The following is a 13,297-nucleotide window of genomic DNA, read 5'->3' as shown; positions in this document are numbered from 1 at the left end:
CCAGGACTTTGAATAAGACAGTCCTAAGGAGAGGAGTCTAACTTACATAACGCCCCTGAAAGGCAGGTCTTATCCGTATGAGCCATGCCAAAGAGAACAGCATCTGGAGGACAATCGGAAGCTGGATCCGCTCTATTCCCAAGACACTGGCGCAGCTGATCTCATTCAAACGAACTTCCTGGAAATCCGCCCGCGAGTTGCAGACTGCAGGGCCCCGGAAGCTAGTCCCTAACCAAGCAAGCGTTCGGCGGCTGCAGCATACTTGCACAGCTCTGGCATCCGAATCTCTGAAAAGCCCCGGTCCGTCTGAGTCCCTATCCTTTACTTCGGAAGAAAACAGCTTCATAGAACAAATCCGACTAGCCACCGACCGCGGCAACCGCAACAACGTGACAAGGACACAAGCCTACTGGGAAATGTATATCAGGCATCCAGAGCTTCATTGGGCTTTGCTTGCGCATATGGTCTCCCGGAACGGCGGGTGGAGCATGACCGATCTGCATGGAGAATATCTGCCCTTTCTTCTAAGCCTCTCACAGCGGCAAGCTATTTTCTCCTTCCTGGAAAAAGCCAATTCCCTTATCTTCGGAGATGCTTATCCGCAGCTGCTTCTATATGAAGCGTCTTTGACAAGCAAACAGTCTCTTATGCACCTTCTGCCCGCGTTTGGTGTCTCGGCTTTTATGAAACCCGTGTGGGAAGAGTTCTGGAGAGCCCGAGACTCCGTCATGCTGACAACCGCTCTAATTATCAACGAGCAGCACTACATTGAAGGGAGGGTTGTTAAAGAGCCATTCTATGCCGAGCATGTACTGGGGTCCCTGGAATTTCAGATGCAGTCGCTGATGCAGCTCAATCAGATCGTTTTTCCATTTGCAAAAAGCAGCGAGGACGGGGTCTTGCAGGATCGCCCGATCAATCTTGCGGGAGCCATTCTCGAAGACTTCAGCGATCTGCGCGAACGAATCCAGTTCGGTAAAACACTCTATGGCATTTTATTCGGCATTCCCGCTGTTTATGAAGGAGTCTTACGGTTCGCGGGATATCCCCATACAGGCTCAAGATCAGATTATTGGCCGCATTTGTTTACGAACGCACAAGAAGAGCCTCCATCGATCGCCACGCGTTTGAATAAAATCTCCGGCTGTGAGTTGGTGCCCGGAGCTTCCCCGCTCTACAGCCCGAGGCTTTCGGGTGCTTGGGACGATGTGCCCCTGGCGCCGGTTGTGCCGGGTGACTGGTTCCATACCGCGGATGTTCTCCGCTTTATCAGTGATATTGCTGTCCCCGATTTGTTCGAAATGAGCGCAGAGAGCTGCTTCGGCCTCCACAAGGTACAGACAGCTGCGGTGGCTGCGCAGCAGTTGAAGGGATAAGGAAGCGTTCTGGCACAGCAAGGCAGAGTGATGATCGGCAAGCTGCAGGCATACACAACCAGAGACACTGCCGGTTAAGTTCATGATGGCTGTGCCTCTGGTAGTGACTTACATTAAGGCTGAATTAAGTTTTCATTGCTCTCAAGTTCAGGCAACTTTACATGTATATTTGAAAGCTGCGTCACCGCTTCGGCTGTTGAATTCACCGGACCGGTCAAGGTGTTCGTTCCAGGCGAGGCTGCTGGCCATAGAACACCGGTATAATCATAATTCCACTGAGGGTATTTGTTAGGCGCCCCTGTCTTATAAGTCAGCTTTACCCCATCGCCTTCGCGGAGGCCCGGAATGCTGTAACTGACCGGCTGATCTTTAACGACTTGAATGACACTTTGATTGTCGGGACCTTCGGATGTAACAACCGGCTCATAAACTTGTGACGCGCTGTACCAATTGAGCGAGGCCGTTTTGAGGCCGACATATGGCGACGTCGTTTCGTACCGGATGTTGTATTCGGTGCCCGCTACCAGCGGGACGCTTGCCGAGTATTTGCCGTAAGGTACGATGATTTGCTGATCGTTCAGCCATACGCTTCCTTTCTGATCGTAAGTCAATAGCTGGAACGTGTACGTCTCCGTATACTTCGGCTTGATTTTGCCCGTAATCCGTACCGAACCCGGCTTATCCTCAGGGAACAGGCCCCCTTTGTCGTTATAATCAAGGAGATCAATGTAGTCGATGGTAGGCGTTCCTTTCTGATGCTCAAGTTTGAAATACTCCCGTTTGAATTTACTCCCTGCCCTAGCCGGATATTTACCCCACGATACGTTGACTGCGCCCGTAAAGTTAGGAACAAAGCTGAGGAGTCCTCCGTTGTTTACTTTGTTCACGGTTACATTCTTGACCTGCGGTCCCGGTGCCGATTCCTCAATGATCAGAAAACGCGGGTAGTCCGAAGTCGTCAGCTTAACCTTGATCGAATCCGCCGTGGTGCCTGTAACCGTGACAGGAATGCTCGTATTGGTTACGGGATCGTACGCGGACACTTGAGGGGACACCGTGTTGATGTTCTTCAGCGTAACTTCGAAGGTTTGATCCGGGAAATCATACCGGGCCGGGTCCAGGGCACCCTTGGTGAGATCCCATGCTTGAGTGAGATTGCGAGAGGCGACATAATAGCCGATGGCGAATTTGTTCGGCTTCAGCTGAAACGGAGCGATCACCAGGTCTTCGCGGTTGTAATAATCCGGATGATTGGGAGTTCCGTCCCCTTTGAACACGAGCCGGGGTTTGTGCTCAATCACTTCCGCGACGTTCAGCTTTCGCAGGTTGTCGATTTTCTCGCCTCCTTTTAACAGGTTGACCGTATTCTTCACGGCTGTCAGCTGGGGGCCGATCTTCGCGCGTACAGTATCGTTCAGCACAAAATTGTTCTTGGCCAGTTCGTCGTAAAACGCGACAGGCAGTACGGCGGAGGTGACATCATGGTTTTCTCTGGCGACATAGGTGTATAGTCGCTCCAGTCCTTTATGGCTCTGGAATACATAATTGCGCAGAGTCGATTTTGTGGCGATTCTTTGGCGAATCGCGCCCAGAGCCGGAGCGTCCCCGGGAACTCCATTGGCGGCTGCCAGCTCGTTCGTGAAGCTTTGCGTCCCGAAATTCGTTTCGGTCTGCCACATTTCCACGTTTTTCCGGTTAAAGTTGGCGAAACGGTAGTGGTCCTTGTAATTGTTCGGGAACGGCTGGATATCCCGGCTTAAATGCTCGGTTACAAGAGCGGTGTAAGTATATTCGGGATTGGCCTGCATGAACGAAGGGACAAAGGTGCTGCCGAGATTCCCGAGCGCATCGGCGGTTTGGTTAGCGGTGCGATGCCACGTCGGCGGCTTGTAAGTGAATTTATTCTTGTCGTAGCCTGTATAATAGTGGCGGCTTATGCCGGCCTGACCGTCAAAGATCCAACGGAAGTTGTCTTTGGGACGCTGGTTAGAGAATCCGCTGATAACCTTCACACCCGGAGTCTGATTAACCGGATCGCTCACCACATCGGTCGTAACGGGGAGAAAAACCTCCTGTCCGGTTACGGCCTCCCCTTTGCGCGTTATATACGTAGGCGGCTGCGAGAACTGGAGATCCGGCTCGTAATAATACTTAATGTCCATAAAATGATGCCCGAATGTTTGCTCGTTCCAAACTTCGAAGTCGAAGCCGGCGTCTGCCTTTCCTTCGGTACCCAGTGCACGTTTCGCGAAGGCCGATACACTTTTTACATAAGTCTTCCAGCCTTCTATGGTTTCTTCGGAAGCGGGGTTCGGCGTTCCGTCCGCGAAAGTTTTGCCCGAAAGAGGCTGGTATTTCAGCTTATATAAGGAATATGCGCCGGCAGGTATAGTTGCTCCCTGAAGCGGCGAAGAGAGTTTGGCGATCCCCGTTGTCGGATTGAGCTCGGTAATAAGCGGGTTAAATCCTTGACTTAAAGCGTGTCCCTGATTGTTTATCTCCCTGACTCCCGTGTATTTAACGACAATCCCGGTTAATTGGGCAGGATCAAGCTTCAAGTATGTAGCCCCTGTAACGGCAGGTTCCAGCAGAGCCGTTTTGACTTCCTTGTAAGGAGCGGGGATTCCTGAGTTCGAGTTCAAGAGAATCAAGGGCCGGATTCCGTGCTTCTGCAAAGATTTCAGTGTATTGGCATACTCCTGTTCTTTGACAGGATAGGCCACCTTCGTTTCATCGTCATACTGCACGTTCCCCCAGCCCATTTCAAAACGGGCATGCTTGATGCCGACTTCCGCAAGCGCTTGGGCTGTAGCATCAATTTCTTTCTCCTTCACATTCATCACAACTCCGAGGGAATCGAGGAATTGGCTAGCTTCTTGGGTATCGACATACGAACGCCAAGGAAGCTTGTAGAAGGAACCCGCCCCAAAAGGTACATCGCTCTGCCCGGGATCTTCATAAGGCCCATTCAAAGGAGCTGTTTGCGTAATGCCATCCCATGACCCTGGTAAATTCGATTGGGGAACTGCCGCGGAAAGCATAGGGGCCGCAAGGGAAACTGTCAACAGTCCGCATGCCACACCCAGTATTAATTTTCTCATCATCTTACTCCCTCCTGCCAATAAGTATTGAATCATCTCTACCACAAAAAAACCTAAACTAGTTTACCTGCACAAAACCTCCTATATATTACCAAATTCAATAATGATTATATAACGTCTTGCGAGTTTTTGATACATATTGTATCTAAAAAATTGAATTACTTTCGTCTTAGCGTTTAGCTTTTATTTGCCAACGCAAAAACACCTTCAAGATTTGTTCCCTTGTCTTACGACATGGTTACTTTCTCTTGAAGGTGTTTTGATTGGCTGCGCATTGCCGTATGATTGCCGCAGAAAGCGCGAGAACCGATGCTCCTCTCCAGTAGAGGGGCTTTGCGCATCTTGCAGCTTGTCTGCGGCTTAAGACGCCGCGCAAGCGCCTTAACCGCGGCCCATTAAGCGGCCCGCTTTCGCAAGCACCTTCCGGAGCGGTGCCGGGAAGGATTTCACATCCTCACTGGTCACGACTTTCGTCACGAACAAGAGGATGACGTAGAGCAAGCAGGCTAAACCGCCTACAATAATGGCATTAAGCGTTGCATTGGCAACTCCCCACGGGAATAGCTCTAAATTAGTAAACAAGAAGCGCTCTGTGAAGAATCCGGCAAGGGCCACAATAACCGTTGTCGCGACGATACCGGTCCAGCGGCGGGCATTCATAATGCGGAATGAAACCACATTACGCATCACAGCCAGATTGAAAGCTGTCATGACAATAAAGCACAGCATGGTGGACAGCAGTATGCCATAGACACCCAGCCACGGTGACAGCACCAGGTTGCCGATCAGCTTGACCGCGATCCCGAAGACGACGCTTGAAACAAGCGCGCGCATTTTGCCCATGCCCATCATCACGGCACCCGACGTTTGCATAGTGATCTGGAACATGGCTCCCGCAGTCATCAGGGCGATCATGGGCGGCCCATATTCATACCCCGCCTGAGTACCGCCATAATCGAACATCCCCGACAAGGGACGGGCAGCTGTACAAATGGCAAGCACCATAGGCAGGCCGGATAGAATCGCAAGCTGCATAACACGAGCCGATTGATGACGCACCTGATCCAGCTCGCGGCGGGAATAAGCTGCTGAGATAATCGGGATAACCGATTGGCTGAGTGCAATAGCCAGTACAATCGGCAGTCCTGCCAGCGATTGGGCTTGTCCCCCCAAGATTCCGACGAGCTCTCTGCTCGTATCCGCTCCAATCTGCTCACGAAGCAGCGGAACAAGCGTCGAAGAATCTATCGCATAAATCAGTGTAACGGTGATGGAGAAAATAACGATAGGGATCGACAGACGCAGCATCTGCTTATAGATCTGACTATAAGGGAGCTTCGTCCCCGCTGCCGAGCGGTCACGATCTGACAGCTGCTTGGCATTCCCAGAAGCCAATCCCTCTTGTAGATCCTCCCTCCGGAATTTCCGGGCAAAATACATCAATACCAGCATCGCGGCAATCCCGCCGGTCACGCCGCCGAAAGATGCACCTGCCACGGCCCATTCCAAACCAAAACCAAGGAGCAGATAAGCCAGCCCCAGAGCCGTTATAAGACGGATAATCTGCTCAATAACCTGAGAGATCCCATTGGGCAGCATGTGCTGCCGTCCCTGGAAATACCCGCGCATAATGGCGATGACAGGAAAAATGAGCAGCGCCGGAGCTATCGCCATGGTCGGCAATGCGGCGCCGGGAACGCCTGACTTCTCCGCATACAGCGGCGAGAGCACAAACAACAGCACGCTGGCCACAAGTCCGGCTCCCGCAGCAAACAGCAGGGCAGCCCGGTAAATATGTTTGGCCTCGTCCATCTGGCCGAGCGCAGTTCGTTCAGACACCATTTTACTAAGGGCACTCGGAATACCTGCCGTAGCGACAACGAGTAGAATGCTGTAAATATTAAAGGCGACCGAGTAGCTCGCCATCCCTTCATTGCCCAGCATATAAACAAGCGGGAACCGCTGGAATACGCCGAGGAACCGGGCAATCAGAGCTGCCACGGTCAATATAAGCGTACCTTTGACGAGCGAATCTTTAGACAATGTCGTTCCTTCTCCCCTTACATAATAAGACCGGAAAAGGAGTCCTTTTCCGGATGGTGTAGCAGTGAGTTATTCTTTAGGATTGGCTGCCTTTAATGATCTCCAGCGGCTCCGATTTGCCATAAACCGGTCTCGTTGTATTCACAGGCGCCGCCCATTTAACTCCGTTGGAAATAACCTTCAGAACATCCTTGTTATAATAGGTCGGATATGTTTCGTGTCCCGGACGGAAGTAGAAAATACGACCTTGCCCACGGTGGAACGTACAGCCGCTGCGGAAGACTTCCCCTCCTTCAAACCAGCTGACGAACACCAGCTCGTCCGGCGCGGGAATATCGAAATGCTCACCGTACATTTCCTCATGCTCCAGTTCGATAAAGTGGCCGACCCCCTGGGCGATCGGATGAGCAGGATCAACAACCCACAGGCGTTCCTTCTCCCCGTCTTCTCTCCAGCGCAGATCGCACGAGGTGCCCATCAGCTTTTTGAAGATTTTGGAGAAATGCCCGGAGTGTAGAACAACCAGTCCCATGCCTTCCAGTACACGCTTCTGTACACGGTCTACAATAGCATCCGACACGTCGCCATGTGCCTTATGCCCCCACCAGATCAGAACATCGGTGCTGTCCAGCACCTCTTGAGTAAGACCATGCTCCGGCTGATCCAGCGTTGCCGTACGGATTTCAAAAGAATCCTCGGCAAGACCGGAGGCCAAGGCCCCATGAATGCCCTGAGGATACACTTCCGCGACTTTCGGGTTGTTTTTCTCATGTACATTTTCATTCCACACCGTAACATTAATCATCTGTCGTCTTCCTTCCGAGTAGGTTTTGTCAGCAGCGTCTTGATCAGATCCAGACAATAAAGAAAATAATCATCAGCACTTGAAGGACAATCTTAACGACAACGCTGGAGAAAAATCCAAGAACCGAGCCAACCCCGACCGTGGCAGCCTGTTTGAGACTCGAACCGTGATAAAGTTCTCCTATCAGGGCGCCGATAAAGGGTCCCAGAATCAGACCGAAGGCCGGAATCACAAAGGGACCAATGAGCAGTCCGATCGTGCTCCCCCAAACCGATGCTTTGGAGCCGCCGAATTTCTTGACACCCAATGCGCTGACGAGATAATCACCGATCGTAATCGCAATTACGATTACAGTCTGAATGAACCAGAACCAGAAACCAAACGGTTCAAAACTGAAGAAAAATCCATAGACAAAAAAAGCGGCGTAAATAGCGAGTGCCCCGGGAAGAATGGGATATACCGCTCCTACCATCCCGATGACAAACAGCAAAATAATAAGGGACCATCCCAAAATAACCATATGCGGCATCCTTCCTTAAACTAAGTCGTCCCGGTTCTTACAGCTTAGTCGAGGCAGACGGATTGAGTACGTATTCCTGGATGACTTTTGCAACCCCATCCTCTTCATTGGTCACAGTTATCAAATCGGCTATGCGTTTAACACCCTCTTGAGCATTCCCCATAGCGACACCCAGACCTGCAGCCCGAATCATGGCGATGTCATTCTCGCTATCTCCCATCGCGATGACTTCGGACATTTGAATGCCCAGCAATTTACAAACTTCTTCAATCCCGCTTGCTTTGCTGACCCCTTTGGGATTCAATTCGAGGTTATTCGGGTGAGAGTTAGTAATTTCAAGAACACCCCAACTGGCCAGTTCACCCCGGATGATTTCCAGGCTCTCATTGTTCTCAGTGTAAAAACCGAATTTCAACCATTCCGGTTTGGTGATGTCATCAGCCCATTTGTCCCGGTTATACATCCCCTCAACCGAATAAGCCCAGTACCAGGTATCGTGCTCGATAGCAAGATCATACATCCGCTGTACAAGATCCAAATCCAGCAGAGTGCGTTTCAACAGCTGATTAGGCGCCTTCCATACCTCACTGCCGTTCACGGATACAATCGGAGTTTGCAGCTCCAGCTCTACCGCGTAAGGAAGTGCAGTCTGTACCCCGCGCCCCGTCGAAAAAATAACCGTTACACCAGCATCAAGCGCAGCGTAGATCGCCTCTCTATTCGCATCGGAAACTGTTTTTTCCTCCGTAAGAAGCGTGCCATCCATGTCCAGCGCCACCAGTTTATATTGTCCCACCGAATTTCCTCCTCCAGGTTTTCTACAGGAAAACCACATCGTATGCATCGTCTTCAGGTGCTTCAAGAATGCGTAGCCGGATCATTTCAATGAATAATCTCCTGCCAGCAAATAATAAAGCTCCGCTGTCAGCTTCTGTCCGTAATGATCAGCTACTCTCTTGTCTCAACCATTATTATACGGCCGTGAACCAGATATAACCATAATTCTTATCATGTTAACGTACAGAGCTTAAGCGGAGCTGCTCTTATATTAGAATGCCGCGACTTTCTTCTGGGTTGTTTCTTCCATATAGGTGGCATGCCACAAAGCGAACATGTAGATCGTCCACAGTCTGCGGGCATAGTCTCCTTGTCCATCCTGGTGAAGCTTGGCCATTCTCTCGACAGCATCCAGACGAATGTAGTCTTCGATCCCGCTGGCTTTGATTTGCTCCACCATAGTCGTACCGGTCGGTCCTTTGAGCCAGTCACGCAGCGGAACAGGGAAGCCCAGCTTCGGCCGGTTCATGATGAAATCAGGTACAACGCCTTCCATCGCTTTGCGGAAGATATGCTTCGTTGTTCCTTCTGCAATGCGGTATTTGGCAGGAATCCTGCGGGCTACTTCGAACAATTCTTTGTCAAGGAAAGGCACGCGAAGCTCCAGTGAATGAGCCATGGTCATTTTATCGGCTTTCATCAGAATATCGCCCGGCATCCAGAGGTTCATGTCAATGTACTGCATCCGCGAAACAGGATCGAGATGCTTGGTCTTATCATAATACTGCGCAGCGATCTGGAACGGATTCTGATACCGCTTCAGCATGTCGTGATCAACGCGCAGAACCTCAGCCTTCATATCTTCGGTAAAAATCTTGGCGTTGCCGAGGAAACGTTCTTCCAGAGGCGTCGTGCCGCGCAGAATATAATTGCGGCCTTTCATTCCCTGCGGAAGCATCAGCGCCATACGGTGCATCAAGCGTCGCAGCGGCAGCGGCAGACCCTCCAGCGGAGCCAGTGACGTCGGTTCCCGGTAGATCCGGTATCCGCCGAACAGCTCGTCCGCCCCCTCGCCCGAGAGAGTGACCGTTACGTGCTCACGCGCGAGCTGAGCTACATGATAAAGGGCAATCGCCGAAGGATCGGCGACAGGCTCGTCCTGGTGCCAGACGGCCTTAGGCAGCGTATTGAAAAAATCCTCACGCGTAATAATTTTGGAATAATGCTCCGTGCCCAGCGCTTTTGCCGTTTCCTGCGCAATAATCGTCTCATTATTCGGCCCTTCGAAGCCGACCGAGAACGTACGGATCGGCTCGATTTGGCGCATCTGCGCCGCAATGGCCGTCGAGTCGATGCCGCTGGATAAGAAGCAGCCGCGTTCTACGTCACTAACCATGTGATGCACGACCGAATCTTTGAGCGTCTCCCTGATTTGTTCCACGTATTCGCCAAAAGGGCGCTCCTCAGGCTGGAACATCGGATCCCAGTAGCGGTGGATCGACATTGTTCCATCAAAGGTAACTTTGAGGTAATGAGCGGGAGGCAGCTTCTGGACTCCCTGGAACATTGTATTAGGCTCCGGAACATACTGGAACGTTAAGTAGTTCATAAGGCTCTCCGTACGGATCAGCGGACTGATGCTGCCGGAAGCCATAAGGCTCTTAATTTCAGAACCGAAGAGAAGCTGACGGTCATTCATTTGATAATAAAAAGGTTTGATGCCGAAATGGTCGCGAGCTGCGAACAGTTCTTTCTTGCGGCGGTCCCAGATAGCAAAGCCGAACATCCCGCGCAGGTGCTTGACACACTCTTCCCCGAACTCTTCGTACAGATGCACGATGACCTCGGTGTCACTGTTTGTACGGAATACATGGCCGCGATCGAGCAGCATGGACCGTAAAGCTTTATAATTGTAAATCTCTCCGTTAAAAATAATCCAGACGGATTCGTCTTCATTGCAAAGCGGCTGATGGCCTTCGGCCAAATCAATAATGGAAAGCCTGCGGAAACCAAGCCCGATTCTATTCTCCGTCCAGAAGCCCGAGTCATTCGGACCGCGGTGATGAATGACGTCCGTCATATTCTGAAGCATGGACAAGGATGGCTCTCTATCTTCAAAGTACATAACACCGGTGATACCACACACGAGTGATCCACACCTCCATAAAAACTACAACACATGTTGTTATTCGATACATTAGTATAGCACAACCTGTCCCCTTTCTGAAAATGGAAACTCGCAATCCTTGCAGGGGCTCCCCTGAATGAAGAAATGAAAACCCTTCCCGCTGCCAGACGTTTACAACTGCGAATCACCCGGGCTCGCAACCCGGGTGATCTTTTACTTATAAGAAGATGACCGTCCATATGAGACGCTTAACGGAGGACATGAGCTTGCGCTTCTTCATAGCCGACCCCTCTTTCCTTTGGGCATTTTTGTTGGCAACAAGCAACTTTCGGACCGTAAATAACCGGGTTTCCTACCCTATACTATGTCCCCTCCTGAATGGAGGTTCCATGTTTAGGCGAAAAACCCGGTTGGCATCTTCCGGTCCGACTAAGAACCCGGGCCGGCCGTCTCGCTCTGAACATCTAAGCCGCTCTAACATGCGTTTATCCGCAGAACAGAGCTTACTTCTTCTTATCCGTGTTCCCTGTTGCAGGCCCGCGAGGCGTGCCGGACAACCCGATGTACTCATCGTAGGCATCGAAGATTTCCCGGGCGATCGGAGCCGCACTCCAGGAGCCGTATCCGCCCTCTGGAATGACAACCGCTACAGCCAGTTTAGGCTTGTCAGCCGGTGCAAAGGCGATAAATACGCCGTTATCGACCATTTTGGTACCGATCTGCTGTGTCGAGGTTCCCGTCTTGGATGCGAAGGTGTAATTCACGTTATCGAAGCCCTGTGATTTAACCCGTTTCATCCCGGCAAAAATCGTATCCCAGTATTCCTGCTTGAAGGACTTTTCCTCGCTCAGTATCTCAGGTCCGAATTTCTTAACGATTTCACCGTCATAAGTCGTGATTTTATCGACGAACTGAGGCTTCAATCTCTTCCCCTGTGTCGCGAGCATAGCCGTGTGCTGGGCCAGCTGCAAAGTCGTTGCTTTCTCGTTCTGTCCCCACGAAGCATAAATAAGGGCAGATTGAGCGCTGTTCAAAGCGGCATTGGCAATCGATTCGTTCGATCCGGCATATTCATTAGGCAGACCGCTCTGCGTAGAGGTGGTCAGCCCGAATCTCTTCAAATAATCGTCCCAAAGCTGCAGTCCGTTCTTACGCTCGAAATACAGCTTGCTGCCGATCCACGCCGACATATACGTATTCGATGAGTGCTCCAGCGCCTGGGCCGCATTAATCGGGCCCCATGCTTTACGTCCTGAATTCCAGATTGTACTTTGCGAACCCTGCTTACCGAACGAGTATGAGCCTGTGTCGTTGTATCTGTCCTGAGGTTTGAAAAAGCCTTCCTTAAGACCGACAAGAACAGTCAGCGGCTTAATGGTCGAACCCATGTAAACCATGGAGTTGGCATGCTTCCTCAGTTCTTTCTCCGGATAATCCGGATAGGCCGTCGTAATGGTTCCGTTGTTCACGAAAGGCTGGATTTTGACATAATCCGTCGTCTTGATCCCGCCGGTCCACAGATTCGGATCGTAATCCGGCATACTCGCCATCGTAATGACCCGCCCCGTATCCACTTCCATGGCTACCGCATAACCGGAGCGCGCATTCGGCGAATAGCCGTAGCTGCCTGATTTAGGCTGGCGCAAATAGGTTAGTTGATCCATGATTTTCTGTTCCGTACGGGTCTGAATATCCTTGTGAATCGTCAGATGCAGGTTGTTCCCCTTCTCTGGCTTGGTAATCGTCACATTGCCTATAATTTTCTGGGACGAGTTAACCGGGTACGTTTTGTAGCCGTTCTTACCCCGCAGTTCTTCCTGGTACATCAGCTCAAGACCGTCATAGCCTACATCCTCGGTATCGAGATATTCTTCGGTCTTGGTCTTGTCTTTATAGAAGGACAGTCCGTACTTAGACTCGCGCGCTGTAGAAAACTGCCTCATATAGCCAGTCAATTGCACGGCGATTTTGTCCTCATCATAGGTGCGGATGCTTTCCTCCATCACTTCAACCCATTTGAATTCATCGCGGTGCTCAAGCAGGTAAGCAACTTCTTCTTTGGACAAATCCGCTTTGATCCGCCTAGGGATGGAATAATAGCTGGGCTCTTTCGTCTTATTCTTGTCGATATCATAGCCGACGTCCATAAGTTCCACGATGGCTGCCGCCGTCAGAGGCGTCTGCTTCGATTTAGCGGAGCCGTACTGCTGGAAAATATCGGCAAGCTTATGAGCGAATGCTATGACCTCATCCTTATCTTTCTGCCCGGATTCGATCCGGAAAAACACAGATTGAACCGGTATCGTATATGCGATCGGGTAGCTGTTGGAATCATAGATATTCCCCCGGATCGGGGCAATTGGCGTTTCCCGGTTGGTAGCCGAGTGTTCTTCCTCCGCAAGCTTCTCTCCTTCAACAAATTGAAGAATAGCAAGCTTCACAATCAAGACGGAAAACAGCAAAAATGTGGCGAAAAAGAATAAATTAATCCGGATCGAAAAGTGCCGTTTACCAGAATCTTTCTTTTGAATATCTTCGTTGTCCATC

Annotated in this window: 8 protein-coding genes; 1 reads left to right on the top strand and 7 read right to left on the bottom strand. The window is 50.9% G+C overall.

All coding sequences use genetic code 11. From position 1 onward, the window contains the following. Window positions 1–77: 77 nt before the first annotated feature. The gene (locus tag AR333_RS03420; protein WP_068773917.1) at window positions 78–1,376 is read left to right on the top strand and encodes a DUF2515 family protein; all 1,299 of its coding nucleotides are present in this window, start codon (window positions 78–80) and stop codon (window positions 1,374–1,376) included. A 113-nt stretch (window positions 1,377–1,489) separates the two neighbouring features. Here AR333_RS03420 and AR333_RS03415 read toward each other — a convergent pair whose 3' ends face one another. The 7 genes from AR333_RS03415 to AR333_RS03385 all read right to left on the bottom strand — a co-directional run bounded on the left by AR333_RS03415 (window position 1,490) and on the right by AR333_RS03385 (window position 13,296). After that, a complete protein-coding gene (locus AR333_RS03415; RefSeq protein ID WP_068773916.1) occupies window positions 1,490–4,480 on the bottom strand; it encodes a PA14 domain-containing protein in 2,991 nt (996 codons plus the stop codon). A 378-nt stretch (window positions 4,481–4,858) separates the two neighbouring features. Then, complete coding sequence (locus AR333_RS03410) at window positions 4,859–6,520, bottom strand: polysaccharide biosynthesis protein (RefSeq protein ID WP_068773915.1); 1,662 nt, start codon at window positions 6,518–6,520, stop codon at window positions 4,859–4,861. A gap of 76 nt (window positions 6,521–6,596) precedes the next feature. Then, entirely contained in the window at window positions 6,597–7,325 is a 729-nt protein-coding gene (locus tag AR333_RS03405) for a ThuA domain-containing protein (RefSeq protein ID WP_068773914.1), read from the bottom strand. Between the two features lie 43 nt (window positions 7,326–7,368). Beyond that, complete coding sequence (locus tag AR333_RS03400) at window positions 7,369–7,845, bottom strand: DUF456 domain-containing protein (RefSeq protein WP_068773913.1); 477 nt, start codon at window positions 7,843–7,845, stop codon at window positions 7,369–7,371. 37 nt (window positions 7,846–7,882) lie between these two features. Next, complete coding sequence (locus AR333_RS03395; protein ID WP_084783484.1) at window positions 7,883–8,641, bottom strand: Cof-type HAD-IIB family hydrolase; 759 nt, start codon at window positions 8,639–8,641, stop codon at window positions 7,883–7,885. A gap of 252 nt (window positions 8,642–8,893) precedes the next feature. Continuing rightward, a complete protein-coding gene (asnB, locus tag AR333_RS03390) occupies window positions 8,894–10,768 on the bottom strand; it encodes an asparagine synthase (glutamine-hydrolyzing) (RefSeq protein WP_068773912.1) in 1,875 nt (624 codons plus the stop codon). 485 nt (window positions 10,769–11,253) lie between these two features. Beyond that, the gene (locus AR333_RS03385) at window positions 11,254–13,296 is read right to left on the bottom strand and encodes a penicillin-binding protein 2 (RefSeq protein WP_068773911.1); all 2,043 of its coding nucleotides are present in this window, start codon (window positions 13,294–13,296) and stop codon (window positions 11,254–11,256) included. Window position 13,297 lies beyond the last annotated feature (1 nt).

It is taken from the genome of Paenibacillus sp. FJAT-26967 (genome assembly GCF_001541095.1).
Taxonomy (GTDB): Bacteria; Bacillota; Bacilli; order Paenibacillales; family NBRC-103111; genus Paenibacillus_F.
This window is presented reverse-complemented; position numbering and strand designations above follow the sequence as displayed.

What these genes read in the sequence shown, in the direction of transcription:
- AR333_RS03420 (WP_068773917.1), top strand. Translation starts at nt 78, where the DNA reads ATGAGCCATGCCAAAGAGAACAGCATCTGGAGGACAATCGGAAGCTGG.
- AR333_RS03400 (WP_068773913.1), bottom strand. Translation starts at nt 7,845, where the DNA reads ATGGTTATTTTGGGATGGTCCCTTATTATTTTGCTGTTTGTCATCGGG.
- AR333_RS03405 (WP_068773914.1), bottom strand. Translation starts at nt 7,325, where the DNA reads ATGATTAATGTTACGGTGTGGAATGAAAATGTACATGAGAAAAACAAC.
- AR333_RS03415 (WP_068773916.1), bottom strand. Translation starts at nt 4,480, where the DNA reads ATGATGAGAAAATTAATACTGGGTGTGGCATGCGGACTGTTGACAGTT.
- AR333_RS03385 (WP_068773911.1), bottom strand. Translation starts at nt 13,296, where the DNA reads ATGGACAACGAAGATATTCAAAAGAAAGATTCTGGTAAACGGCACTTT.